This window comes from Devosia sp. 1635 (assembly GCF_013185955.1).
GTDB lineage: Bacteria > Pseudomonadota > Alphaproteobacteria > Rhizobiales > Devosiaceae > Devosia.
On sequence record NZ_JABAOM010000001.1, the window covers coordinates 189695 to 214109 of the forward strand.

Below are 24415 nucleotides of genomic sequence, written 5' to 3' on the forward strand. Positions count from 1 at the left end.
GCCCTATGGGCAAAATCATGCTGCTCTATGACAACCAGTCGGACATCGGCTCGGTTACGGGGCCGGCATCTGCGCTCCCGGTGGCGAACTTGCAGATTGACACCCTGGAGCAGGTATGGCGCTCGGCTTCGGATGACCCATCCGACACCCGGTTCGATGTGGCCCTGCCCGAAGTAGTGGCGATGAAGGCCATTGTTGTAGGGCCGACCAACCTAACCACGGCCAATCGCTACCGCGTCCGGGCCTTCCCGGACGCTAGTCGCAGCAACGCCTTTTATGACAGCGGGTGGGAGCAAAGCGCGGTGCGCGCCACCTTCGGCTCCCTCCCCTGGGGCTCACCCTATCTCTGGTCGGGATATCAGCCGCCGGACGATCCCGATCGCGGCACCTTCATCATCCATGTGCTGCCCTATGCCGTTGCGCAGCTGTTCTGGACTATCGAGATTGACGACGAGGGCAATCCAGACGGCTTCATCGAAGCCAGCCGCCTGCTGATGTGCCGAACCGTCGAGCCATCCATCAACTATCAGGTGGGGCAGAACGGGTTGGCCTTCGAGGACAACAGCAAGCGCAGCCGAACGCTGGGCGGGGGCGAGCAGATCTGGCGCCGGATCAATCCGCGCGTGTTCCAGTTCGGGTTCGACTATCTGCCCGAAAGCGAAGCCTTCAACGACTTCTACGACCTGATGCGCCACACCGGTTATGACCGGGAGGTGTTCGTCATCCCCGACCCTGATGCGTCTGCCCTTGAAATGCAGCGCCGGTCATTCCTCGGCACCTTCTCGCAAATGAACCCGCTTTCCCAGGTGGCCTTTGGCTATGCGGCGGCGGGCTTTACCATCAAGGAACGCATCTGATGGCTGTCCCAACCGTCGAACTCGCCCGCCTTGGCCAGTACAATGCCGGCATCTACAACGCATCCTCGAACCCTTACGGGATGGACAACTACGGCTATGCGACCAACCTGCCATTGGCAGCGAGCGATGTTGCTGCCGTTGCGAATTACCTCTCGACCGATCTGGCACCGCTGGCCGGCATGGCTGAACAGGTGGGGCAGATTGCCGACATTGCCGACGAGATTGCGCTGCTGGCGCCTCGTGCGGCCAATATCACGACGCTTGCGGCTTTGAGCACCCAGCTGACCACGCTAGCTTCGATTGCCAGCAACATCACCGCAGCGGCGAACAATGCGACCAATATCAGCGCCGTTGCGGGCAACTCGGGCAACATCAATACGGTGGCCGGCATCGGTGCTAGCGTCACCTCGGTTGCAGCGGCACTGACCAACATTAATGCCGTGGCGGCGGGGCTAGCGAACATCGCTACCGTGGTCGGCATGGCAACCAATATCGCCACCGTAGCCGCCGCCAATGCAGCCATTACCGCCGTCGCAGGCGGTATTGGCAACGTGAACGCGGTATCGGCCGCCCTGACGCCGATCGGGCGCGTTGCGGCCATCGATGATCAGGTTGCCACGGTGGCCAGCGTCGCAGCCGGGATCACGACCCTCGCCGGGATGACCGGCAACATTAGCACCGTCGCGGCGGATAGTGCCAAGATCACCACGCTCGCACCAGCGTCGGCAGCGATCACCACAGTGGCGGGCAGCATCGGCAATGTGAACACCGTGGCAGGTGCAAACACCTCGATTGCTACGGTCGCTGGGGTTGCGGCTGCCGTGACCACGGTGGCTGGCGTGGCTAGCAATTTGTCTGCCGTTGTCGCGAACGCCGATGACATCCAACTCATTGGCGACAACATCCAGGCCCTGCAGTCCGCCTCCAACAATATGGCTGCGATCGTTGCTGCGCCGGGCCACGCTAGCAACGCCGCAAGTTCTGCCGGTGCTGCTCAAACGGCGGCGCAGGCGGCCAAACGCACGGCGCTATTCTTCCAGTTCAGTACCAGCACGGCTGACAGCGACCCCGGCACCGGTACATTCCGGCTCAACAACGCAGCGCCGACAGATGCCTCGGCGCTGTTCATCGACCTCGTCGCGCAGTCCGGCGGCGATGTCACCACCTGGCTAGACACCTGGGACGATAGCGACAACCCCGGCAATCGGGGCGAGTTGACCTTTATCGACGCCGCCAACCATGCCAACTGGCTCAAGCTCCGGGTCACCGGCGCCAATACCTCGGCCACTGGCTATCGCAAGATCGCGGTCAGCTATGTCGATCACAACGGCACGCTCGCAAACAATGCGCTGTTCAGTGTCGAATTTCGCGGCACGGGCAACCAGGGTGCGAGTGGCGCCGGCACGGGTACGGTGCAATCCACCGGAGCCGTGATGGATGCGCGGATCGCCATCTATGATGGCGTCTCCGGCAACTTCATCAAGGATGGCGGCAAGGCTCTTGGCGACTTGGCTACATCGTCGCAGGGTGCCAAGGCTGACACCGCGCTCCAGCCTGCAGTTGTCGGCGTCACTGTTCAAGCCTTCGATGCTGATCTGGCTGCGATCGCTGGGCTCACCTCTGCGGCCAATACCTTCCCGTACTTTACAGGCTCCGGCACGGCTGCGCTCGGCACGGTTACCTCGGCGGGCAGGGCACTGCTTGATGATCCAGACGCAGCCGCCATGCGCACCACGCTGGGTGTGGCCATCGGCACCAACGTGATGGCCTATGACGCTGAGCTTGCGGCACTTGCTGGGCTGGTCAGTGCGGCCGACAAGCTGCCCTACTTCACTGGTGCAGGCACCGCATCTTTGGCTGATTTCACGGCTTTCGGGCGTTCCCTTGTGGATGACGTGAACGCCGCAGCTGCCCAGGTGACGTTGGGGCTGGTTCCCGGCACAAATGTGCAGGCATACGATCCGGACTTGGCTGCGTTGGCGAGCGTCACAAGTGCCGCAAACGCCCTGCCATACTTCACTGGTTCTGGTACTGCTGCAGTAACAACGCTTAGTGCCTTCGCCCGAACCCTGCTCGATGACACAAGCCAAGCGGCCATGCAGGCGACGATGGGGCTGGGGACCGCCTCAACAGCGGCAGCGACGGACTTCGCGCCGGTCAGCCATGTGGGTTCTGGTGGAGCCGCCCATGCCGCGGCAATCGCCTCTGGTGCCAACGGCTTCATGACGGGAGCCGACAAGGCCAAGCTGGACGGTGTAGCGGCTGGTGCGACGGCCAACGACACGGATACCAACCTCAGAAACCGTGCCAATCACACCGGCACCCAGCCAGCCAACACCATCAGCGGCTTGGCGACTGTCGCAACAACCGGTGTCTATGCCGACCTGACTGGGCGGCCTACTCTCGGTACAGCATCCGCGCAGGACACCGGCGCGTTTGCCCAGGCCTCGCATGTCGGATCCGGCGGCACTGCCCATGCCGAGGCGGTTCCCGGTGGGGCGTCGGGCTTTATGTCTGGGGCGGACAAAAGCAAGCTGAATGGCGTTGCTGCGGGTGCGACGGCGAACTCGGCTGACGCCGCCCTCCTCTCTAGGGACAATCACACCGGTACGCAGGCGATCAGCACTGTGGACGGGTTGCAATCGGCCCTAGACGGCAAGATGGCGGCTGGATCACTAGGCACAGCCGCTGCCATGAACGAAGCGACGGTGGCGGAAGTTCGCTCTGCCGCCGCAGACAAGGTCCTCACGGCCGAACTGATTAGCAGTGCTGCGGACCTCGTTACGCTGACCGACACGACAACAATTTCCGTCAACTGGGCATCATTCCTTGTGGCGCAGGTGACGCTGGGGGGTAACCGGACACTAGCCAATCCAACCAACGTCCAGACGGGGACAACCCGCTACATCCTGGTCAAGGGAAGCTCTACTATTGCCCGAACCCTGAGCTTCGGCACCAGCTATAAAGGCGACCTTCCCGCCGACACCGTGACCACGACCGCATGGCTGCTGATCGGGCTCACAGCGATCACCTCCACCCATATTGTTGTCACCAGCTGCAAGGCGCTCTGATCATGTTTATGGGAATGCCTATGCCGATCTTTGGCGCAAGTGGCCCTCCTCCTGTTGGAACGTCATGGGAGGGGGGTTATTACATGGGTAATATCCTGGACAGCGGGCAGTCCTACGCTCTGGTTGTCGCGCCCAAAGCGGGGGGCGAGAGCACGCTCGCATGGAAGACAGCCAACACCAGCGACACTGGTGTTGACAGCCTGACCAACGGCTTGGCGAACTCAAACGCGGTCAACGATGCCTCACATCCGGCCGCTCAGTTCTGCCGGAGCCTCTCGATTGAGGGCTACACGGACTGGTATTTGCCTGCCAAGAATGAGTTGAACGTTTTATATCTTAACCGGAGCGCAGGTGGCTCTTTCAATACCACTAGTGCGGGGTATTATTATAGTTCCACCGAAGACGCCAGCAACCGCACTTATGCGTGGCTTCAGTTTTTCGGAGACGGAACACAGCTCAGCGACCGCAAGAATGGCGCGGCGCTCGTCCGCGCGGTTCGTCGGGTCGCCATCTGAACTCCGACTCTCACAAGGAAAATCTATCATGCTCTACCTCGAAACCTCGGGGAGCTTTGCTCCCTGGGCCGGTGAACCTATTGCCGAAGTGCAGCATCCGCTCTCGATCGAGCGGATATGGAGTACGGCAGAACTCGCCGCAGTTGGCCTGTTCGCCCCGGCTCCCGCTGATCCCGTGCCCGACGACAAGATCAGCACCGGGCAGACCGTGCAGCGCGTCAATGGCTTGGTGAAGTTCGTCCACACGCTCAAGGACAAGCCCCAGCCGACCAAAGCCGAGCGCAAGGAAGCTCTGAAGGCTCGTGTTCGCGCTCACGGCATGACGATCCGCCGCGGCGGGTTTGAGGTGAACTTCGGCACCGACGAGCAGCCCAACATTCAGGTGCTGCAGCTGCGGGATGCCACGCCCGAGAACGACGATGAGAAGAACTGGATGGCCTCGCTGTCGGCTTACACCGCAGCCGTGATTGGCGGGGCAGGGGATGTGCACGGCGCGAAGTTCCGGCCCGAGAGCAACGCCACCATCATGGTCACCTATGGGCAGGGCATGGCCGTTCTAACCGGCCTGTTCGATTGGGTGGCTTCGCTGGTGCAGACCGTCTGGGAGAAGTGTGACCAGATCGATGGTGCCGACACCCATGCCGAACTGGATGCGCTCGAGGCCGAGATCGAGCAGGGCTGGCCGGAATAGCCCGACCACACCGTTGACCTGTCCGCCGCCTCCGGGCGGTTTTTTATTGCCCGGAGCTTGGCATGTTCGAAGACGACGGATGCACCTTCTGGCCTGATCGCACCTGGCGGACCTGCTGCGATATTCACGACGCAGCCTTCGCTACCGGCACCACGGTTCAGCAGTTCTGGGATGCCAACGTGGCGCTGCTCAAGTGTGTGGCGCCCTTCGACCCGATCGCTGCGACCATCATGTTCGTGGGCTGCCTGACCGGCGGCGCAGTGTTCTTCTTCTTCGGCCGTAAGCGGCCCCGCGACTAACACCCCAACATTACCTGGAGACTGACCATGAACGCGGAAGCGACTTTCCGCGCGAAGGCGCCTGGCATCATGGCCAAGCTCCTGAGCGACTTTCCTATTGGCGTCGATGACGCTGCAGCTGTCCTCGGCAACCTCGGGCACGAGTGCGCCGGCTTCACCGCCATGCAGGAGTTCAAGCCGGTGGTGGAGGGCTCAAAGGGCGGGTGGGGCTGGCCACAGTGGACCGGGCCGCGGCGCCGTGCCTTCGAGGCATACTGCAAGCGCAACAACCTCGACCCCGCATCTGACAAGGCCAACTACGGGTATCTGTTCGTTGAGCTGAAAGGCATCGAGGGCAGCGAGAAAGCAGCGATCCCTAAGACCATGGCTGCGAAGGGTCTGGACGCCAAGGTCATTGCGTTCGAGCTGGCCTTCCTGCGGGCAGGGGTGAAGCACTACTCCAGCCGGCAGCAGTGGGCCCGCATTGCTCTTGACGCTTGGAAGAAGGCTGGGCAGCCCGCGTCCCTGCCGCCTGCGCCCGACATCCCGCATCACCCCGAACCGCCAGCGGCGCCCATCGATGTGCCGCCCCGCACCATCCCCGCCATCGACAAGCACCAGGCCAAGCCCAAGGGCGGCAAGTGGCGCGTGATCGCGATCATCATTGTCATCGCCCTGGCGCTCCTCGCCGCGGCCAATTTCATCCGGTTCTAAGCGCAAGGAGCGCAGCATCATGTTCACTCATCTCGACAAGGCCATCGTCGCCGCGATCATGGCCATCCTCTCCATCCTGAACCTCGGCTTTGGCTGGGACTTCGGCGTGGATGAAAAGCTGGTGACCGCCATCGTCACCGCTGCGATCCCGCTGGTGGTCTATGCCTGGCCGAACAAGAAAGAGGACGGTGTGCGGGTCAACGGCACAGAGGTGCCGTTGAAATCTCTGCCCGGCCGGGAGCAGCTGGTGGTCGAGAACATCGCCAAGGATGCGGTGATCCGCGTCCGCAAGTCGCTCATCGATCGGCTGCTGGGTCGATAAATGATCATCCTCCAGCACCTTGGGGCTGTGCGGGACGGCATCGTTGACCACTTCCCAATCCGTAGGTCGGAATGGATCATGTTGCTCCCCACGTTCGGCATGTGGGGAGCGCTCCATATCAGCCCCGACATGTTCTCAACCTCACCGTCATTCACAAGCATCGCTTCTTGGGCGGATGAGAATGTGTGGGCGCTGATCGTCCTGTTCTGTGGCGTGGTGCGCCTGGCCGCGTTGACGGTCAACGGCACGTTCCGGCAGTTCCGCTTTTCCCCCCATCTCCGCATGGCCGCCTCGCTCATAGGGCTGCTGTTCTGGAGCCAATTCACTTTGGGCTTTGTCACGGCGTATTTGTCTGGCGGCGGGTCCCCATCTGCCGTCATTGCCTACGGCACTTTCTGCGTCCTTGAGCTGGCAAATCTCTATACCTCCGCTGCCGATATCGGCGGGGAGGTCAAACGGCTGGCGAAGGGAGAGGCCGGTGACAATTGACTATGAGGCTTTTGCCAACGGCTTCCTGATCGTTGTAACGGGGCTGCTGACTTATATGGGCGTCAGGAAGGGCGTAAAGGCGCCTGAACCGGAGCCAGAACCTCCGGCGCAATCCTTCGCCCTGAAGATGGCGATGATCGACAACCGAGCCGTCGAGGCTCTGGCAGCAAGCGTGGAAACACTGAACGCTACGGTGATGGAGAACAACAAGCTAATCTCCAAGGACATTCACGACCGTGAAATCCGGGAGGAAGTGGCCCGTCAGATCAAGGACCGCCAGTGATCTATTGCCCGAAGTGCTCCGGACCTTGCGCTTGGGACGTCCAGCGTTCCATGCACGCCAAGCGCCCCACGGTGTTCCTGCTGACGCTGTGCCGGAACGCGGGTTGCCGAGCATCCAAAAAGTGGCGGCGATCAACTCTTGATGTGATATGGCCACCGCCCTTGCACGACACTGGCGATTTGGTGAACAACGCCGGGCATGATCCGCGTCCACACAATCCGGCAGTTCCGTGAGCAGGGCTACACGCTCGCAGCCTTCTGCCTGCACCAGTATGGCGGTATTCCGTGCAATCACTCCGCTGTGGTGGATCTCAATCTGCTCGAGCAGCGCTTCGGGGCGGACTGGTCGTTATATGGTGAGAACCGGCTCGTGCTGATGTCATTCCTGCGTTGCAAGAGCTGCGGCGGAAGGGATATCCAGCTGCAGATCAGCCCAAGCAATACGGGGGTTGCCGCGCCTGTGGGGCTGCAGGCTGGGGGCTAGCACTCAGTCGTAGCCAGGGAACTCGGCCAATGCGCCCCACTCGTCTCGCCAAAGCGAACGCTCCTGCAGGCTGATCACTACGCGTTCGAATGCCCACAAGGCGCATAGAACTTCGGCGCGCGCCAGAGCCTCTGGGACCGAGTAGGGGCCTTCCATGGCAGATAGCACCTTATCGCCGCCGGTGATCCAGTCTGGCCAGTAGATGGAGGCGACAGTTTCGGGAATCGTCAACCCAAGCTTTTCCTGCACCGGTGTGTCACCGCCAATGCCGACCGTAATGGCGTCGAGCGCCACCTCATCATCGTCATCCGTCCACTGGTAGCTGTGTGTCTCATCGCGCACTGGCACCCTCGGGTCTCGAACCATCAAGTTGCTATCTCTTCTACACTCGCCCCACGTAAAGGTGTCGGGGAAGGTGTCGGGAAGAAAAAACCGGACCTCCTGAGAGGCCCGGTTTGGTTGGTCGGAGTAGAGTGATTCGAACACTCGACCCCCTGCTCCCGAAGCAGGTGCGCTACCAGGCTGCGCTATACTCCGTCAGAACGTTCGGGGTTTGCTGGTGCGAGCCCCTGGCTGGGCCGTTATCCCTCGCGTTGGCGGCTTTATAGCCGCGGCGGGCAAGGCATTCAAGCACTCTCGATCAAGCAAATTGAGTGGCGCCGGAGCGTGTTGCACAGTGCCGGCAAAGCGTGTAGGAACCGCCGCAGTTGGGGCGTCGCCAAGTGGTAAGGCACCGGTTTTTGGTACCGGCATTCCTAGGTTCGAATCCTAGCGCCCCAGCCAGGATTTTCTCACCCCCGTTTACGGCATTGGCCTCCGTTCCGTCTTGCCGGTCAGCAGAACCCATGATTTCGCCGGTATGCCTTACGTTGCGGCATCCATAGTGAGGTCAAGGCTGCGCAAGCGCTTTTGCGGATCATACATATCCGACACGATCATCAGCTCATCGGCTTGCGTGCGCTCGATGATCTGCTGCAGGCCGCGACGGACGGTTTCCCTGCTGCCGATGACGCTGAAATCCAGCATCTGCCCGGCCTGGGCCTTTTCCATCGGTGTCCAATAGGTGTCGATATCATCGATCGGCGGCTGCATGAGCTGACGCTGTCCGCGGAAGATATCTGCGAACGACATCTGTTGCGACGTGGCAAGGAAACGCGCTTCCTCATCCGTTTCTGCGGCAATCACATTGACGCCGACCAGCGCATAGGGGGCCGCGGCCTGTTCGGATGGCTTGAATCGATCGCGATAGATCGCCAACGCCTGATCCAGCGCCTGGGGCGCGAAATGCGAAGCGAAACCATAGGGCAGACCCAGTTCAGCCGCCAATTGCGCACCGAAAAGGCTCGATCCGAGTATCCAGAGTGGCACGTTGCTGCCTGAACCAGGAACGGCTTCAATCCGCTGGTTTGGCCCGGCTGGGGCGAGAAAGGCCTGCAACTCCAGGACGTCCTGCGGGAAGTTGTCGGCATTGGCGGGATCGCGCCGCAAGGCGCGCAAAGTCAACTGGTCCGTGCCTGGAGCGCGTCCCAGGCCAAGGTCAATGCGCCCCGGAAACAGCGTCTCCAGGGTTCCGAACTGTTCAGCGATGACATAGGGAGCGTGATTTGGCAGCATGATGCCGCCGGCACCGACGCGGATCGTGCTGGTTCCAGCTGCGATATGGGCGATCACCAGTGACGTGGCCGCTGTGGTCACACCGGCCATGTTGTGGTGCTCGGCAACCCAGATCCGGCGATATCCCAGCTTTTCGGCGTGCTGGCCAAGCGCCCGCGCCTCATCAAGTGCCGTGCGCCGGTCAGCGCCTTCGCGCACACGACCCAGTTCGAGAATAGAAAGTGGGATCACCCTGAAATGCCTTCGCTAAAGTAAACAGTGTCCGCTCCCCTCGAAGCCGAGGGAGACCGTCGTATCCACCCCAGATAGGTGGGCTGCTGCACCAGTTCAATCGCGGAGGCGCTTGTGGCCGGCGAAGTCCAACATAGCAGGCCTATGCCTATCCGAGATCCTGAGGAAGCAGTTTGAGCGGAACGGGCGCTTAACGACCCCATGGCAGCCGTTCCGGGGCGCCGAACCAGCACGGAGGATTTTGGGATGGCAAATGGACGGGTTCAACGAGCGGAACGGTGCGCTTTGCAGAAGCCATCTCAGCTACCGATACTGGTTTTAAATGTTGAGACCGCCCCCGGAAACTCAGTCGGCCTCCGCTCCAACTGCGTAGAACGGGTCGGGTTTGTCGACAATACCAGCCAAGGGAACAACAGGGCAGATCGGGGCGGCATCAGGCTCCAGGTGTCGCAAATGACGCACATCGGCACCTGCCGTTGATGAGGAGGTCGTGCTTCAAGCACAGCCCATCCTGTGCCCGGACCGATGCGGCCGCCGAGGACAGCGCCGTCAGCCCGGGCAATTCGCGTTCAAGCCGCGCCGGATCACTGCAGAAGTGTACGCATGAAAAACAGGTCTCCTGCGGGCCTTTACTGTCGTTCAACGCATGGTGGACGAGGGCAAGAAGGCTCATTGGCCCAGCGCTTCCCAGTAAAAACCGAAGACATAAACCGAGAGGATAAAACCGAGGACCACATTGACGGCCACCCCGGCGGTGAAGGCGCCAAACGGTTTGGGACCTGCGGCGGCCAGGTCGCGAAAGCGGGTGGTCAGGCCGATGCTGAAGAAGCAGAAGATGAAGGTCCAGGTGAACAGATTCCGGATCGGCCCGATCAGGTTGGGAATGACGATGCGGTTATAGTCCTCAAGGCTGTATTGGGTGGTCACCGTGGTGATCACGGCCGAGGCCAGAAAGAAGCCGATCACGAATTTGGGGAAGCGCCGCCAGATTTCGCCGACATCGGGAGCGCTCCCTCCCGGACGGGCATCCCAGCGCATGGTCGCGACGATGGCGAGCCCCACGGCCCAGATGCCGATCCAGGGATCGCGACCGACGACCTTCATCAAGGTAAACGCCTGCACCGCCTGTTCGGGGGTGCCAGAAATACCATCCACCCGCCCGGCATAGCCCCCATAGGCCTGGGCCGCGGCGATGCCCGCGGCATCGGCAAATTCGGAGGTGCCGATCCAGGCGCCGGCGATCCCGGTGGGCAGCCCCAGCGCACGGGCAACGAGCGGGAGAACAAAGATCATCACGATCGCCCAAAGCACGACAATGGTGATCGTAACGGCAGTATCCTCCTTCTTGCCGCCTACGGCGCCCGCTACCGCGATCGCGCCCGACACGCCGCAGACAGCACCCCCCACGCCGAGTGTCGCGGCAAAGCGCCGGTCAAGGCCAAGCCGCACGGCCACCAGATAGATCACGCCGAAGGTCGTCAGCGACACAAGGGAAGCCTGCAGGATAGCAATGGGCCCGGCCTTGGCGATCAGCGACAGCGGCACGGTGGCACCAAGCAGAACGATCCCGGTCTTGACGTAGAACTCGCCCTTGAAGCCGGCATCCAGCCAGCGCGGCAGCCCTACGGTGTTGGCAATAATGAGCCCAAGGAGAAGCGCGACCAGGGGCGGCTCGAGATTGAAGTGCACCGCTTCCTCCCACTTGCCGATCACCGAGATGGCATAGGCCGCCAGGAAGAGCAGGGTGAATGCGGGTGCGAAGGCGCGAATACTTTGGCCAAGCGCTGCGAGCGCGAGCGAGAAGGCCGCCAGCCAAAACAGATACAGCGCGCCATAGCGCGGCCAGTTCGCCGCCAGGTCGTCGACGACCTGGGAGAAGTTGCTCCACTGCGGCGGCACCACCGCCAGCCAGCGCAAGCTGCCCCCGCTCCAGAACAAGAGGCACCCTATTGCGACCACGGTCAGGCCAATCCAGATGGCCCACCAGTCTTCCTTGCGCCATAGCTCGCGCCAGCCTGACGGGGGGGCATCTTTGGCCGGCGCGGTGGTGTCCGTCATGATCATGATCCCCCAAAGAGGTGTAGCGCGGCGGCATGCGCGGCCGAGGGCGAATGCAGGGCGCGGGTTCCACAGCACGTGGCGAGCTTGCGGTCTGCTGGAGGCGCTGCCCGTCCGAAGTCGGGCGCGAGCCTAGGTCTTGGGCATTAAGACGGACGAAGCCACAAGCACGCAAATTATACCTAAAGCGGCTTGCAGCGGAGGAAACCTGGGGGGCCAAGTACACCGCTGCTATTCTCTAGGGCTGTTCAGAACCGATCGACAAAGTCCAAAGTGGCTGCCGGCTTCCGGGTAGGAGCCGTCGACACTAAGTTTGTCGATATCCCGGTAGCGCTTGTCGCTAAAGGTTTTCGCCTTTGGAGCTTTGCCCAGAAGTTATCGGTCTGCGATCCACCCGTTCAAAGCTGTTCCCCGACCGCAAACCGCCCGGGCAGCCTTCAGGATCTCGATCGCATGGGTTGAACGGAGAAGAGCTCGACCTTGAGATCGGGATAGTCACGCAGGATCGGCTTGTGCGCAAACCATGAACGGGCCCAATTGCGTGGTGATCGCCCTTGGCGCTGGCGCGACGGGTTGATCAGTTCGGCGGTTCTCGCCGAGTTGATCGGAGCGGGGGCTCACTGGTGTCCAAGCGGTCGGTCCCCTCACGCGGACCACCCACCTTCCTCGCTGCCCCACTAGCCGAGGCCGCTTCGTTGCCCTTGCTGAACCGCACGAGGAACTTGGCGCCGCCGTTATCGCTCCTGCCCACAGAGATGCTGCCGTTGTGCCGCCTGATAATCTCCTTGACGAGGCTCAGGCCAAGACCGGACCCTTCGTTCATGGGCTTGATGCGATGAAATGGCTCAAAAATCCAATCGCGGCGATCTGCGGGAATACCGGGTCCACTGTCGCTGATGGCGATCGACCGGTCCGCATGGACCGTCAGCAGGATTTCACCCTCGCCGCCCGCATGGATAATCGCATTCTGGACGAGGTTGATCAGGCCACGCTCAAGGGAGCTGGCATCGCCCAGCACCACCAAACTTTCCACCTCCGTGTCAAAGACCGGATCATACCCCGCCGCAATCGCCAGGGGCGCCAGGTTGGCCATGACATTGCGGCTCAACGCCACCATTTCCACCGGCTGAGGCGCCGTCTCCTGATGCTCGATCCTTTGCAGATCCAGGAGCTGTTCGGCCAAATTGGCCAGCCGGTGTACGTCCATGAGGACGCGATGGTCGAATTCCCCTTTGCGGGACAGCTCCAGTCGGTTCAACAGAATGGCGATCGGCGTCCTCAACTCATGGGCGGCATCGGAGAGGAAACGCTGCTTTTCGGCATAGCCATCGTCCAGGCGGCTCAGAGCGGCATTGATCGCATCAACGAGCGCGGCGACCTCCGAGGGCACCTCATCGCTCGGCAGCCGCACGCCACGTTGTTCGATGTCGATCCGGGAAGCCACGCGTTCGACGGCCCGCAGACTCGATAAACTGGCGCGCACGACCTGCGGAACCACCAGCATCGTCAAACCACCGAGCACCGCAACGAGAAGCACGAACAGGGGGCCGACTTCGCGTCCGGCAAAGGACAGCATGCCCGCGATCCAGCTCGGCCTCGCTCCGCCGCCGAACATGACCTTGACGTCCCCAACCCGGGAATCCTCCTCAAACAGCATGGCTCCATCGAAGTCGCTGGTTGAACCGAGCACCTCCAGGCTTTCGATGTCAGCGAGCCCATCCAGTAGCGAGTTCATTTGTGGCGGAACCTCGCCCCCGACGACCCGCCGCCCGAACTCGTCCACAACAACGTACCAGAGCCCGGGCGATGACCGGCGCACTTCCGCAAGGTCTTGGGTATCCTCGATCCGGAGCGCCCCGCCCTCGGCCACCAGGCCATCCGCGAGGATCTCGGAGATATCAAGGTCGAACTTGGCTCCGGTATAGTCCTCGATATAGTAGAAAAAGAACACGCTGCTCAAAGCTATGGTAAGCAGAGCCGCCAGTTGCCAGAGCAGCAGCCTGGTGGTCAGCGTCCTGCGCAGAGAGCGTCCTGCAGCCACCGTCAAAGCGCTTTCAGAAGGTGGCCGACACCCCGCAGGGTTCGGATCTCAACAGAAGCCCCCGTCTGGGTCAGACGCTTGCGCAGCCGGGAAATGTGGGCGTCCAGCGTATTTGACGCAATCTCATCGTCGAAGTTGAACACCGCATCCTCCAGCCCTTCCCGGGTCACGGCCCGGCCAGCCCGACGGATCAGTGTTTCAAGGATCAACATCTCCCGCCTGGGCAAGGGCAGGAGAACGTCGTTCACCGCCGCCTGGCGCGACTGGGTGTCAAATGTGACGTTTCCCACCCGAATGACATCGGGCGACAGAACAGCGCTGCGCCGCAACACCGCCCTTAGCCGTGCGAGCATCTCGTCGAAGGTGAAGGGCTTGCTGAGATAGTCGTCAGCGCCCAGTTCCAGACCGGCAACGCGGTCAGGGCTCGTTTTCAAAGCCGAGAGCACGATCACGGGAACGCCTTTCAGATGTTTCCGGATCACCGGCAGCAGGTCGAGACCTTCTCCGTCCGGAAGGCGCCGGTCGAGCAGGACCGCGTCGTGAACCCCTGCCAGAATGGCTTCAGTTGCGAGCTCGATCGTGGGCGCGTGATCGATGATCATGTCCTGGCGGCCAAGAGCCTGAGCGATATTGGCCGCCATATCGGGTTCGTCCTCAACCAGCAAAATCCGCACGGCCCGCCTCCTGTGTTCCTGTATGGCTTGCGACGCGGACATTGCCGTAATGTTGCGGATTCTGCGGGTAGAGCGCTGTCTTTGTAAGGTTCCTGCAAAGTGATCGGACCGGCATCTGGATCACGCAAGCCCGCCTTCAAAGCGGCCCTAACCGCCGGTTCTCGGCAACTGCCCGGACCCTGGCTCCATGCACAAGCTCGCGACTGGCGCCACGATCTCGTAGATCACGCCGCTTGGACGGAAGTCGATCCTCGTTGTCGCTCGTAACTCTAGCTGGACAAGCTCTCCGAGTATACGTGAGCCAAATCCACTTCGGACCGGAAAGACCACCTCCGGGCCACCGGCTTCGATCCAGCGGAAGCGCAGCATCAGAGTCTCCTGCTGTTCAATAGTCCAGAACACCTCGACCGATCCGCCCGAGGCCGAAAGAGCGCCGTATTTGGTGGAATTGGTCGCAAGCTCATGGAGGGCCAGCGACAGAGTTGAAACAACTTTGGGGCCGAGTAGAACGTGCGGGCCGGCCGTATGGATGTTGTCCGCCTGGAACGGCAAGACGCTTTTCTCGACGACGTCAGCCAGATCCGCGCAACCCCAACCGAGGTCGGGAATAAGATCCTGAGCGCTGGCCAAGGCTTGCAGTCTACCCATGGAGCGAGCCTGGGCATCCTGCAGGGAAACGGCTGTCCTTATCGACTGAGCGACAACTGCTTGTGCAAGCGCGAAAAAGTTTTTAGCCCGGTGTCTGGCTTCGTTTGATAGCAGCTTTCGATGCTCGTCGGCTTCGCGACGGGTGGTGATATCGAGCAAAACCCCGGTGATGATGGGCGCGGTCTTGATCAAGGCGCCACTGACCTTTCCCCTGAGCTCGATCCAGCGAACCTGGTGCAAAGGGGTTTGCAGTTTTACCTCTACAACCAATTCCTCGCCGGTCTCGATGGCCTTGTCGAGGGCTTCGCGCCAGGTTCTGCGATGTTGACCATCAAGCGCATAGAGCATGTCGTCATAACTGAACGGGCTTTCCGGCCGGTGCCCGAACATGAGCTTGCATTGTTCTGAGGCAATGAGAGTTTCGGTGGCGACATCGAGCGCCCAGACTCCCACTCCAGCATCTTGCAAGACGGACTGGAGTACCGATCCCGCCGCAGCGGCGGTCCAGCCGCCAGTGTTCGGACTGGCGAAGTCGTAGTTATCGTTCATGTTCGCTCCATATGGGGCCGTAATGTGGAGGCATCTGACAGCTGCGGATCACTGTAATCGTGTGTCGAACAGCAGATCACCGGAGACGACTCCCCAGTTGAAAGAAGTGTGGCGGAGGCATCGCGCCTTATCGCGCTGCACTGGACAAGCTAGTCCTGGACCGGGGGGGATGCCGTTTGTCGGCACCGCCTGGCGCCCGATGGGGCGGCTGCTGCATCAACGCTCTTTATTCGGACAGTCAGCTTGCCAGTGGCACCCCTGATCGCGGGGGACATCGTTCCTGAGCCTTTCCACGGGACGCGATTGCCAAGAGGTGGGAAGGCGCTCAGGTGGGCTGCAGCAGGGCAGGGCACTTGAGCGCTGGAACCCATTAATTCTCTTGTTCCTGGCCGACCAAGGATTCAGCGGTCGCGGCCGGTAGTGGGGACCATTTGAAACCGGCGACCGGGCTCGTATGTTCTACGGCTGAGCGCTTGGGCGAGTTGCTGACCGGGCGAAGGGTGTCCTTCTCGAGCATGACGACGTAGCGCTCGCCATTGTCCTTGATCGCGTCGACACGAATGGAGTCGCCCCAGGCTTCGACGTGCTCGGCATCGATCCCACGGCTGTGCAATGTCGAAGTAAGATCAAGGACAGTCCTTCCATGAACCTCGCGGTCGGAGAGAAGGGATTCTGCTGCATTCGCGGAAGCCGTGGCCAGGAAGATTGCTGCAGCGGCAGTGATGAACTTGTTGTGCATAGGATGTTCCTTTCTGTTTTGAACATCCCCATCATCTCGCTCGAGCATTGCGTCCAGATTGCGTGATTTCCACTTTCGCATTATCAGTGGAATTCTTTCCGGCGGGCGTCTCGGCCCCAACGCTGCACCGACGTGAGCCTTACTTCCCGTTTGGAACCGATCTATTCGTTTCGTTGGTCGAAGTCGGCCTGGGCCTGCTCGAGCTCGGGACCACGCTCGAGCGCCCATGCGTAAAGCGCCTGGAACGGCTCCCGCAGTGAACGACCAAGCGGGGTGATCGTGTATTCGACGCCGACGGGCGTCGTTGGCAGAACTGTGCGCTTGACGAGGCCGTTTCGCTCCAATCGCTTCAGCGCATCCGCCAGCGCCTTGTGGGTGATGCCCTCGAGACGTCGCATGATCTCGTTGAAGCGCGACGGTCGCGTGCATAGGACTGTCAGGATCAGCACCGACCACTTGTTGGCGATCTGCTCCAGGATCGGCCGCGTCGTGCGCGCGTCGATCAGAGCTTCGTCGGGCGCCTGCCGAGCAGGCGCACGGGGGTATCGTTGGGAGGTGCGCATCTCCGTCGTGGCTTTGGACAAAGGTATACTCCGCGATATCTACGCTAAAGGCAGTGCGTAATTGACCGTAGATATAGGATCTATATTGCTGCGTCCATCAACATCAGATGGATGAGATATGACCAAACTCCAAGATAAGACAGTCCTCATCATTGGTGGCTCGGGAGGTATCGGAGGCGCGATCGCCCATCGCTTCGCGCAGGAGGGGGCGAACGTTTGTGCCACCAGCCGATCCGCCAAAACTGAAGGGACCACCACGTCGGTGGGGACAGGCTCGATTCGCTCCGTATCGGCCGACGCCTCCCAGCCGGCCGATCTCGAAGCGGCGATCGCCCGGATCTACGGGGACGCCGGGCGTATCGACATCCTTGTGGTCAACGCGGGCCTTTCGGAGTTCGCCACCCTCGACGGCTTCACCGAGGAACACTTCGACCGCACCTTCGGGCTCAATGTCCGCTCACTTGTCTTCGCCGCCAAGGGCGCTGCAGGTCACATGGGCGCTGGGGGCTCAATCGTTCTGGTGGGCTCCATCGCCGGCGACATTGGCACCAAAGGCTACGGGGCTTACGGAGCGACGAAGGCCGCGGTCCGCTCGTTCGCCCGAACCTGGGCCAACGAGCTCGCACCGCGAGGCATCCGCGTGAACGTCGTCAGTCCCGGTCCCACCGACACGGCGATGTTTGCGTCCGCCTCCGACGAGATGCGGGCGATCCTGACGGGCATGATCCCGCTGGGACGCATGGGACGTGCGGACGAGGTCGCCGCCGCCGCTCTCTTCCTCGCCAGCGCCGAGGCGAGTTTCGTCACGGGAGCCGAGCTGCCAGTCGACGGCGGCATGGCACAGGTTTGAGGTTTATCACGATGTGCGGTTCTAGGTTTAGTTCCCGTCTTTAGCATATCAACGGGTTAAGGGCGTTTACCTCTCAGCTGCGAAACTGGCGCCCCAGCCAGGATTTCCTGCTCGCTGCCTCATCATAACCCTTGCGCGAGGCAGCGCAGTACGGATGCGCGGTTGGGCGAGCCGAGGCGGCCGCCGAAGACTGTGCATTTAAGCGCCGCGGCGGCATTGGCGAAGGCAACAGCCTCTGGAATGCTGCGGCTTTCGGCGAGGGCCAGCGTAAAGGCGCCGTGAAAAACGTCGCCCGCCGCCAACGTGTCGACAACATCCACCGCAGGGGGCAGCAGGTTGTACAGGCTGCCGTTCTCCAGCCAAAAGCAACCTTGGGCACCGTCCGTAACCCCGACAAAGCCGGCAAAGCGGCGGGTCAACGCGCGTGTGGCCGCTACAACGGAGTCGGTGCCAGAAACCAGCATTGCCGCTGGAGCCGAGAAAACCGTGTGGCTCGCCAAGGCAGCCAGAGCAAGGATCACCTCGGGCGGCCCGGTATCGGCATCAAGCACGGCGATCTTGCCGGCTCCCCGCGCAAGGGAAAGCACTTTCGTGGCGGCTTCTGGCCAGCGGATGTCGACCTGAACGGCATCTGCCGATTGAATGAGAGTCTCGGGGATCCAATCCGGATCAACCCCGAGACCCTTGTCATAGTAGGGCAGGATCAATCGCTCGCCGCTGCGGTCGACAATGACCGCGCTGAGGGGCGTAGGAACGCCCTCAAAGCGCCGGATGTGTTCGCAATCGACGCCCTCTGCTGTGACCTGGGCAACGAACTGGTCGCCCATGCTGTCATCGCCGATACGGGTAATGAGCGAGGTTCTTGCCCCGAGGCGGGCCGCAGCTATTGCGGCGCTGGTTGCCATGCCATGTGCCGCCTGAATCATCGCCTTGGGCAGCACCTTGCCCGGCGCGGTTGGCAAGGCGTCGACAGCAAAGATCATGTCCATGGTTGCCGCGCCGGCGAAAACAATGTGGGGAACCTTGGTCATCAAGGGCAACTCAGGACCCGACGTTTGACACAGGATGGACCACCGGCCCCGAAGGGCCGGCGACCGAATTGCCGGTCATCATGCATGGAGCAGTTCAGGCACGGTTTGACTTTGCCATCGCACTGGCTGCCTGGGCGATGAGGTCGGAATCGTTAGCTGAAATGACAAAGCTCACCCCTTGGTCGCGCCAGTAGTGGGCCTGTTCGGGCCCGCCGCAATCGATGCCGACAATTTTGCCGGCAGCGCGGCCGCGGGCAATCACATGCAGGATAGTTTCGCGCAATTTGTCCGACTCGAGATAGCCTTTGCGCTCGAGACCGATGCTGAGCGAGAGGTCGTTGGGGCCGATATAGATGCCATCAACCCCGTCGACCGCGAGGATCGCATCTACATTGGCGAGGCCTTCGGCCGTCTCGATCATGACGAGGCAAGTGGCGGTGGCATCGCCCTCGGGCGCCTGTGGCACGCTGGCGCGCACATTGCGCCAGATCGGTCCCCAGCTGCGGTTGCCTGCGGGGGCATAGCGGCAGGCGTTCGCGGCTGAACGAGCCTCCTCGGCATTGTTGACCAAGGGCACAATGATCGCCTCGGCCCCCAAATCAAGCGAGCGCATGATGAGGTCCGGCGTGTTCCACGGCACGCGCACAACAGCGGGCGAGCCGGCCTTGTGCAAAGCGTCGAGCAAAGGGCTGAGCTGGGACATGGAAACGAAGCTGTGTTGTAGATCGACACAGATGAAGTCGAACCCGGCGCGCCCCATGATCTGCGCGACCTGCGGGTCGGCAAATCCGGTCCAGGCCCCATAGCTCATCTCGCCGCTGGTGAAGCGTTGCTTGAGGCTCATTGTGCGGGTGTCCCGAACCTGGTGTGGAGGGCCTCGATGGTGGCGAGGGCCTCGGCATCGGGCAGGCCGACAGCCATGCGCGCCCGGCCGGCCGGAATGCCTTGCAGGCGCAAGCCAGTCTTGAGCCGTTCGATGTCGCCGAGCAAACCATCCACCGCTGCCTCAACATCGGCCTGCAATTCCGCCCGGTCCGTTTCGCCGCGGGCAACCGCGCCCGCCATGGCGACGAAAGGTTCGGGATAGACCGAGGCAATGCCCGAGATCACGCCATCGGCCCCGACTTGGTCGAGATTGCCGATCTCGCGATCCGACCCGGTCAGCACCAGAAACTCGGGTGGCAAGAGCTGCCGATAGGTGCCGACCGTTTCGAGGGATTCGCCGCTGATTTTGACACCGATGATGTTGGGAAGCTTCGCAAGCTCGGCCATGAGCTGGGGTGACACGGTGATGCCAGTGCGGGCCTTGAAGATGTAGACAAAGACGCCGAGGCCGTCCGAGATGTCCGAGATATGCGCATAGAATTGGCGCAGGGCTTCCTCTGTAGACGGCAGGAAATAGGGTGTGATGGCGGCGACATACTTTGCGCCTTCGGCGCGCGCTTGCTGGATCAGCCGCTCGACCTGGTAAAGACTGGCGGCACCGACATGGACCACCACCTGCTTGTCGCCCAGAATGTCGAGGCTGAGGCGGGTGAGCGCCTGGCGCTCGTCTTCGCTGAGCGAGGGAAATTCACCCGTGGTGCCAAGTACAAAGGCGCCGTCCACGCCAGAGGCTGCGCATTTACGCAGAATGGCGGCGTTGCCTTCAGGCGATACGGAACCGTCTTCGGCAAAAGCGACGGGTAGCGCCGTCAGGATAATGGGCTTTTTAGGCATGGGAATACTTTCAGGTAAAATCAGGACGGATTGGCTTTGGCCCGTTTGGCCTTGCGGCGGGCCAGAAGTGGGGAGCCGAGAGCCGCGATAACGGCAATGATGGCGAGACCGATCAGCGTGGCCGAAATAGGCTTGTCGATGAGGCCCGTCGGGCCGTCGATCAGCAGCGAGCGCCGCAGATTGGATTCTGCGAGGGGGCCGAGGATAAGGCCGAGCACAATGGGGCCCGCGGGAATACCACAGCGCTTGAGGATCAGCCCGACTACACCGAAGCACAGCATCACCCAGACGGTGAACAGGTTGTTGGTCGTGGCGTAGGTGCCGACGATGCAAAAGACCAAGACCGTCGCCCAGATATAGGGTTTGGGCATGTCGAGCAGTTTCACCATCATGGGCATGCGCACCAGATTGATGGCTAGCGTGATGAAGGTGGCGAGAACCATGATGGCCGTGATGGTTGCGACCAGGGCCGGTTCATTGACGAAAAGGCTGGGACCCGGCTGGATGCCCCAGACGATCATCGAGCCGATCATCACCGCCATGACCGAGTCTCCTGGAATACCCAGAGCCATGGTGGTGGTGAGGGAGCCCCCCAAGGTGGCGCTGGAGGCGGTATCGGCAGCCGCCACGCCCTCGATATTCCCCTTGCCGAAAGTTGCCTTGGTGCTGGAGGCAGCCTTGGCCCGATCCCAGCCGAGCAGGCCGGCAATATCACCGCCTGCTCCCGGAATGATGCCGACCACAAGGCCAACCAGACCCGATATGGCGGTGGGCTTGGCGATGCGCTTGTATTCGGCTTTGGTTGGCCACCACCGACCCAGCGCCGAGATCGGCTTTACTTCATGATTGCGATGGGTAAGCAACTGATCGAGCAGTTCGGCAATACCGAACAGGCCGATGATGACCGCAATGAAATCGAGCCCACCATTGAGCTCGCGGATACCGAAGGTGAAGCGGGCGTCGCCAGTGATCGGGTCGCGCCCGATCGTGGCGATGAACAGGCCGATAATGCCCGCGAGCAAGCCCTTGGTGATCGACTTGGACGAGATCGAGATCATGATGGTCATGGCCAGCACCACGACGGCGAACATCTCGCTCGGACCGAACCGGAGTGCCAGCTGGGCCAGCGGCACTGCAGCGCCGGCGAAGAGCACCATGCTGGCCACAATGCCGACGGCGGAAACCAGCGCTGAAACGATCAGCGCCAGGCCGGCCTGACCGTTCTTGGCCATGGGATAGCCATCGAAGGTGGTCGCGATGGAGGCGGGCGTGCCGGGCGTGTTGATGAGGATGGAGGGGATGCGATCCCCGAAATTCGCCGCCACGTAGATGGTGAGGAGGACGGCCAGCCCCTGCACGGGCTCCAGCGTCATGGTGAAGCCGCTGGCCAAGGCCACCGCCATCGTGGCCGTGATGCCGGGGAACATACCCACCAGCATGCCAACCACCACGCCGATGCTCAGGCACAGCATGACGCTTGGCTCAAAGACGGCAAGCACGCCGTCAAGAAGGGCGCTCATAGGGGAACTTTCAGCAGATAATGGAACAGGCCGTAAATGAACGCGGTTGTTGCCAGGGAAAAGATCACCAGCCCCTTCCAGCTGCGCAGCCCGAACAGGAACAGCAGGGCGGCGGTGAACACGAGGGTCGGAATGACATAGCCGATGGTTGACCAGGCAAAGACGTAGATGGCGCTCAGGGTCAGAGCGACCAGCATCCGGATCCAGCCGTCTTTTTCGGTCGCTTCAACCTCGCCCCGGCTCATCGGGGGAGCCAAAAAGGACATGCCGACCAGGATCGCTGCAAGACCGGCGGCGAGCACGGACAACAGTGTCGGCCACCATTTGGGGTCGACCCCGCCGCCGCCCATTCGCAGGATTATATTGCGCGATAACCACAGCGCCAGCAGCGACAACATCAGCGCCGTTACGGCGATGGCGATCTCAAGGCGCCGGGAAGGAGCGGCAGAGTAATCTGGCTCGGCAATTGTTTCGTCCAGCGGCAGGGGGCCGCCGAACGAAGTTGCGAGCTGTTCAAGCTCGGCCACGATCAGGGCGCCAGAACTTCGGCATAGCGAGCAGCTTCAGCGTCAACGAACGCCTTCCACTCATCGCCAGTCTTGTAAACAGGCAGGATGCCGGCAGGGGTGATCGCATCGAGGAAAGTCTGCGAGGAGGCCGCTTTCTTGATTGACTCCTCAAGGATAGCCTTCACGTCGTCAGGAATTCCCGCCGGTCCATATACGCCGCCCCAAGCGCCGAACGTAAGGTCGTAACCCTGCTCCTTGGCGGTGGGCACTCCTGGAAAGGCGGGATGGGCTTCCTCGGCAAAGATCGCCAGGACCTTGAGCGAGCCATCGGCAAAGGCGCTTGCGGTTTCGCCGGCACCGGCGGTTACGGCGTTGACATGGCCGCCAAGAGCGGCGGCCACGGCTGGTGCGCCACCGTCAAAGGGTACGCCTACCAGCTTGGCTTCGGTCAGCTTGGCCAATGTGAAGGTCGTCGCCGCAAAGGAGGACGCGGCGCCGGAGTTGGATACCGACATTTCCGTGGTCTTGGCCGCTTCGATGAACTCGCTCAGCGTGTTGTAAGGGCTGTTAGCGGGCACCGCGAGAACTACCGGGCTGTTCATGACCTGGGCAAGGTAGGTGTAGTCGGCGCGGTCGAAGTCATAACCGAGGTGCTCGGCAATGGCGAATTCCACCGGACCGAAGCCAATCGTGTATCCGTCAGCCGGCTGCTCGGCCACATGGGCGAAGGCCACTGTGCCGGTCGCGCCGGGGCGGTTCTCGACGATGACGCTAACGCCAAGGTCCTTCTCAAGCTCCGCGGCGATAGCGCGCGAGGTCCGGTCAGAGGCGCCGCCGGCGGCAGCCTGAACGACAAACGTGATGTCTTTGGACGGAAAGCTGTCCTGCGCCCAAGCCGGAGCCGAAAAGGCGACGCCCGTAAGCGCGGTGGCGGCAATGGCCTTGATGATCAAACGACGGGTATTCATGGTTCTCTCCCTAGATAGAATTTTTGGATTTGTTGCCCTGACGGGTTCTCGCTTACGCTTGGGTGCCCCGATGCCTTTGCAGGGCGCGCTCCCATACCTTGACCATCCGCTCGCGTGAGCCGTCGAGATGGATGGCGAGTTCGGCTTCCGCCGGATCTGGATCACCGGCTTCAATAAGATTGAGCAGCTTGCGGTGCTTGTCCGTGCTGGCGTGAAGATTTTGGTCGAGGGATATCGTGAGGCGCAGAAGCGTCATCATGATTGCCTCGTATTGCTGCCAGACATCCGTGAGGCGCTTGTGTCCCGATAGCAGGCAGATGGCGTTGTGAAAGGCAATATCGGCATGCGCGAAGGCCGCCGCATCATCGACGTCCGCAGCGGCCTGCATGCCGTCCACATATCTGCGCAATTCGCTAAATCCCTCCTGCGGGCCACGACGAACAGCCAGGCGCACGGCAAGCCCTTCGAGGGCTCCTCGAAGGGAATAGAGTTCGCTGATTGCATCCTGATCGATGCCGATCACGGTTACACCGCGCTGCTGGCTTTCAACCAAGCCTTCGAGTTGAAGAATGCGAAAGGCATCGCGAATGGGACCCCGGCTAACGCCGTAAGCTTCGGCGAGATCGGCCTCGATCAACCGCTCGCCACGGGCATATTGCCCAGCCGCAATGGCTTCGCGGAGCGCGGAAGCGACCTGCGATCCAAGCGCATCACGATTGATAACGAAGGCTGGCGCGTTGGCCACTATCCCGATCTCCCCCTCAGGCTTGTTAACGGTAAACCGTCAACGGAAAACATGTCAAAGACTTTATTGCCTCTGGGCTCCGGCTGAGGACGTCCCGACCGATTGACGGTGAATCCCTAAGCAACGCGAATGATGTGCGGCGGCAAAGGGCGGCCGCTTAGGGGGAGTTGGGGGTGGGGCTGCAACAAGCCTTTTGTTTGGAAGTAACTGCCAGGGGACCTTTGATAGGGCACCCAGTCCAGCATTGCCCGGG

At 61.6% G+C, this 24415-nt stretch carries 26 protein-coding genes and 2 tRNA genes; 12 read left to right on the forward strand and 16 right to left on the reverse strand.

The genetic code is table 11. The annotated features are described in order from the left end of the window. The first annotated feature begins 5 nt into the window (after positions 1-5). From HRU92_RS00990 to HRU92_RS01035, 10 genes are all read left to right on the forward strand, one after another. Positions 6-857, forward strand: a complete 852-nt coding sequence (locus HRU92_RS00990; protein ID WP_173087388.1) for a hypothetical protein — start codon at positions 6-8, stop codon at positions 855-857. Further along, the gene (locus tag HRU92_RS00995) at positions 857-3928 is read left to right on the forward strand and encodes a hypothetical protein (protein ID WP_173087390.1); all 3072 of its coding nucleotides are present in this window, start codon (positions 857-859) and stop codon (positions 3926-3928) included. Before HRU92_RS00990 ends, HRU92_RS00995 begins: the two co-directional genes overlap by 1 nt. A gap of 83 nt (positions 3929-4011) precedes the next feature. Further along, entirely contained in the window at positions 4012-4443 is a 432-nt protein-coding gene (locus HRU92_RS01000; RefSeq protein WP_173087392.1) for a DUF1566 domain-containing protein, read from the forward strand. Between the two features lie 28 nt (positions 4444-4471). Further along, positions 4472-5134, forward strand: coding sequence for a hypothetical protein (locus tag HRU92_RS01005; protein ID WP_173087394.1), 663 nt, complete (start codon positions 4472-4474; stop codon positions 5132-5134). Positions 5135-5196: 62 nt separating this feature from the next. Further along, positions 5197-5433 carry a hypothetical protein gene (locus HRU92_RS01010; RefSeq protein WP_173087396.1) on the forward strand — a complete coding sequence of 79 codons (237 nt, stop codon included), beginning with the start codon at positions 5197-5199 and terminating at the stop codon, positions 5431-5433. Positions 5434-5460: 27 nt separating this feature from the next. Then, positions 5461-6126: a phage tail tip lysozyme gene (locus HRU92_RS01015; protein ID WP_173087398.1), complete on the forward strand. Its 666-nt coding sequence runs from the start codon at positions 5461-5463 to the stop codon at positions 6124-6126. A 19-nt stretch (positions 6127-6145) separates the two neighbouring features. Then, complete coding sequence (locus HRU92_RS01020) at positions 6146-6448, forward strand: hypothetical protein (protein ID WP_173087400.1); 303 nt, start codon at positions 6146-6148, stop codon at positions 6446-6448. Then, positions 6449-6937, forward strand: coding sequence for a hypothetical protein (locus HRU92_RS01025; protein ID WP_173087402.1), 489 nt, complete (start codon positions 6449-6451; stop codon positions 6935-6937). After that, positions 6927-7220 (forward strand): hypothetical protein, encoded by a 294-nt coding sequence (locus HRU92_RS01030; protein WP_173087404.1) that lies wholly within the window; start codon positions 6927-6929, stop codon positions 7218-7220. Before HRU92_RS01025 ends, HRU92_RS01030 begins: the two co-directional genes overlap by 11 nt. Before the next feature lie 198 nt (positions 7221-7418). Continuing rightward, on the forward strand, positions 7419-7703 hold the full coding sequence (locus tag HRU92_RS01035; protein ID WP_173087406.1) for a hypothetical protein: 285 nt from the start codon (positions 7419-7421) through the stop codon (positions 7701-7703). 3 nt (positions 7704-7706) lie between these two features. Here the strand turns inward: HRU92_RS01035 and HRU92_RS01040 are convergent, their stop codons facing one another. Beyond that, complete coding sequence (locus HRU92_RS01040) at positions 7707-8045, reverse strand: hypothetical protein (RefSeq protein WP_173087408.1); 339 nt, start codon at positions 8043-8045, stop codon at positions 7707-7709. Between the two features lie 118 nt (positions 8046-8163). Further along, positions 8164-8240 (reverse strand) — tRNA-Pro (locus HRU92_RS01045). A 171-nt stretch (positions 8241-8411) separates the two neighbouring features. Between HRU92_RS01045 and HRU92_RS01050 the strand changes: the two genes are divergently transcribed. Continuing rightward, a tRNA-Gln gene (locus HRU92_RS01050) sits at positions 8412-8486 on the forward strand. Positions 8487-8567: 81 nt separating this feature from the next. Here HRU92_RS01050 and HRU92_RS01055 read toward each other — a convergent pair. The 7 genes from HRU92_RS01055 to HRU92_RS01085 all read right to left on the reverse strand — a co-directional run bounded on the left by HRU92_RS01055 (position 8568) and on the right by HRU92_RS01085 (position 16841). Further along, complete coding sequence (locus tag HRU92_RS01055; RefSeq protein WP_172122643.1) at positions 8568-9548, reverse strand: LLM class flavin-dependent oxidoreductase; 981 nt, start codon at positions 9546-9548, stop codon at positions 8568-8570. A 669-nt stretch (positions 9549-10217) separates the two neighbouring features. Continuing rightward, positions 10218-11606, reverse strand: coding sequence for a putative sulfate exporter family transporter (locus tag HRU92_RS01060; protein WP_172122644.1), 1389 nt, complete (start codon positions 11604-11606; stop codon positions 10218-10220). Positions 11607-12183: 577 nt separating this feature from the next. Next, positions 12184-13647 (reverse strand): HAMP domain-containing sensor histidine kinase, encoded by a 1464-nt coding sequence (locus tag HRU92_RS20810; RefSeq protein WP_173087410.1) that lies wholly within the window; start codon positions 13645-13647, stop codon positions 12184-12186. Positions 13648-13649: 2 nt separating this feature from the next. Beyond that, the gene (locus HRU92_RS01070; protein WP_127755167.1) at positions 13650-14321 is read right to left on the reverse strand and encodes a response regulator transcription factor; all 672 of its coding nucleotides are present in this window, start codon (positions 14319-14321) and stop codon (positions 13650-13652) included. Positions 14322-14468: 147 nt separating this feature from the next. Then, complete coding sequence (locus HRU92_RS01075; RefSeq protein ID WP_127752255.1) at positions 14469-15518, reverse strand: HWE histidine kinase domain-containing protein; 1050 nt, start codon at positions 15516-15518, stop codon at positions 14469-14471. Positions 15519-15888: 370 nt separating this feature from the next. Continuing rightward, on the reverse strand, positions 15889-16257 hold the full coding sequence (locus HRU92_RS01080; RefSeq protein ID WP_127752256.1) for a hypothetical protein: 369 nt from the start codon (positions 16255-16257) through the stop codon (positions 15889-15891). Positions 16258-16418: 161 nt separating this feature from the next. Beyond that, complete coding sequence (locus tag HRU92_RS01085) at positions 16419-16841, reverse strand: helix-turn-helix domain-containing protein (RefSeq protein ID WP_248306938.1); 423 nt, start codon at positions 16839-16841, stop codon at positions 16419-16421. A 97-nt stretch (positions 16842-16938) separates the two neighbouring features. On the opposite strand from HRU92_RS01085, the gene HRU92_RS01090 reads away from it, so the two are divergent. After that, a complete protein-coding gene (locus HRU92_RS01090) occupies positions 16939-17670 on the forward strand; it encodes an SDR family oxidoreductase (protein ID WP_173087412.1) in 732 nt (243 codons plus the stop codon). 122 nt (positions 17671-17792) lie between these two features. On the opposite strand, the gene HRU92_RS01095 is transcribed toward HRU92_RS01090, so the two are convergent. From HRU92_RS01095 to HRU92_RS01125, 7 genes are all read right to left on the reverse strand, one after another. Beyond that, positions 17793-18701: a PfkB family carbohydrate kinase gene (locus HRU92_RS01095; RefSeq protein ID WP_172122647.1), complete on the reverse strand. Its 909-nt coding sequence runs from the start codon at positions 18699-18701 to the stop codon at positions 17793-17795. A gap of 94 nt (positions 18702-18795) precedes the next feature. After that, entirely contained in the window at positions 18796-19545 is a 750-nt protein-coding gene (locus HRU92_RS01100) for an aldolase/citrate lyase family protein (protein ID WP_172122648.1), read from the reverse strand. Then, on the reverse strand, positions 19542-20420 hold the full coding sequence (locus HRU92_RS01105) for a dihydrodipicolinate synthase family protein (protein ID WP_172122649.1): 879 nt from the start codon (positions 20418-20420) through the stop codon (positions 19542-19544). The genes HRU92_RS01100 and HRU92_RS01105 overlap by 4 nt, the downstream gene beginning before the upstream one ends. A 20-nt stretch (positions 20421-20440) precedes the next feature. Further along, positions 20441-21940: a tripartite tricarboxylate transporter permease gene (locus tag HRU92_RS01110; protein ID WP_172122650.1), complete on the reverse strand. Its 1500-nt coding sequence runs from the start codon at positions 21938-21940 to the stop codon at positions 20441-20443. Beyond that, positions 21937-22467, reverse strand: coding sequence for a tripartite tricarboxylate transporter TctB family protein (locus HRU92_RS01115; RefSeq protein ID WP_173087414.1), 531 nt, complete (start codon positions 22465-22467; stop codon positions 21937-21939). The genes HRU92_RS01110 and HRU92_RS01115 overlap by 4 nt, the downstream gene beginning before the upstream one ends. A 2-nt stretch (positions 22468-22469) precedes the next feature. Beyond that, on the reverse strand, positions 22470-23417 hold the full coding sequence (locus HRU92_RS01120; protein WP_172122652.1) for a tripartite tricarboxylate transporter substrate binding protein: 948 nt from the start codon (positions 23415-23417) through the stop codon (positions 22470-22472). A gap of 52 nt (positions 23418-23469) precedes the next feature. Further along, positions 23470-24162 carry a GntR family transcriptional regulator gene (locus HRU92_RS01125; RefSeq protein ID WP_172122653.1) on the reverse strand — a complete coding sequence of 231 codons (693 nt, stop codon included), beginning with the start codon at positions 24160-24162 and terminating at the stop codon, positions 23470-23472. Positions 24163-24415 lie beyond the last annotated feature (253 nt).

Excerpts from the sequence above, each read along its gene's own strand:
- HRU92_RS00990 (WP_173087388.1), top strand. The coding sequence starts at position 6 with ATGGGCAAAATCATGCTGCTCTATGACAACCAGTCGGACATCGGCTCG.
- HRU92_RS00995 (WP_173087390.1), top strand. The coding sequence starts at position 857 with ATGGCTGTCCCAACCGTCGAACTCGCCCGCCTTGGCCAGTACAATGCC.
- HRU92_RS01000 (WP_173087392.1), top strand. The coding sequence starts at position 4,012 with ATGGGTAATATCCTGGACAGCGGGCAGTCCTACGCTCTGGTTGTCGCG.
- HRU92_RS01005 (WP_173087394.1), top strand. The coding sequence starts at position 4,472 with ATGCTCTACCTCGAAACCTCGGGGAGCTTTGCTCCCTGGGCCGGTGAA.
- HRU92_RS01010 (WP_173087396.1), top strand. The coding sequence starts at position 5,197 with ATGTTCGAAGACGACGGATGCACCTTCTGGCCTGATCGCACCTGGCGG.
- HRU92_RS01015 (WP_173087398.1), top strand. The coding sequence starts at position 5,461 with ATGAACGCGGAAGCGACTTTCCGCGCGAAGGCGCCTGGCATCATGGCC.
- HRU92_RS01020 (WP_173087400.1), top strand. The coding sequence starts at position 6,146 with ATGTTCACTCATCTCGACAAGGCCATCGTCGCCGCGATCATGGCCATC.
- HRU92_RS01025 (WP_173087402.1), top strand. The coding sequence starts at position 6,449 with ATGATCATCCTCCAGCACCTTGGGGCTGTGCGGGACGGCATCGTTGAC.
- HRU92_RS01035 (WP_173087406.1), top strand. The coding sequence starts at position 7,419 with ATGATCCGCGTCCACACAATCCGGCAGTTCCGTGAGCAGGGCTACACG.
- HRU92_RS01060 (WP_172122644.1), bottom strand. The coding sequence starts at position 11,606 with ATGACGGACACCACCGCGCCGGCCAAAGATGCCCCCCCGTCAGGCTGG.
- HRU92_RS01075 (WP_127752255.1), bottom strand. The coding sequence starts at position 15,518 with ATGAACGATAACTACGACTTCGCCAGTCCGAACACTGGCGGCTGGACC.
- HRU92_RS01080 (WP_127752256.1), bottom strand. The coding sequence starts at position 16,257 with ATGCACAACAAGTTCATCACTGCCGCTGCAGCAATCTTCCTGGCCACG.
- HRU92_RS01090 (WP_173087412.1), top strand. The coding sequence starts at position 16,939 with ATGACCAAACTCCAAGATAAGACAGTCCTCATCATTGGTGGCTCGGGA.
- HRU92_RS01095 (WP_172122647.1), bottom strand. The coding sequence starts at position 18,701 with ATGACCAAGGTTCCCCACATTGTTTTCGCCGGCGCGGCAACCATGGAC.
- HRU92_RS01100 (WP_172122648.1), bottom strand. The coding sequence starts at position 19,545 with ATGAGCCTCAAGCAACGCTTCACCAGCGGCGAGATGAGCTATGGGGCC.
- HRU92_RS01105 (WP_172122649.1), bottom strand. The coding sequence starts at position 20,420 with ATGCCTAAAAAGCCCATTATCCTGACGGCGCTACCCGTCGCTTTTGCC.
- HRU92_RS01110 (WP_172122650.1), bottom strand. The coding sequence starts at position 21,940 with ATGAGCGCCCTTCTTGACGGCGTGCTTGCCGTCTTTGAGCCAAGCGTC.
- HRU92_RS01120 (WP_172122652.1), bottom strand. The coding sequence starts at position 23,417 with ATGAATACCCGTCGTTTGATCATCAAGGCCATTGCCGCCACCGCGCTT.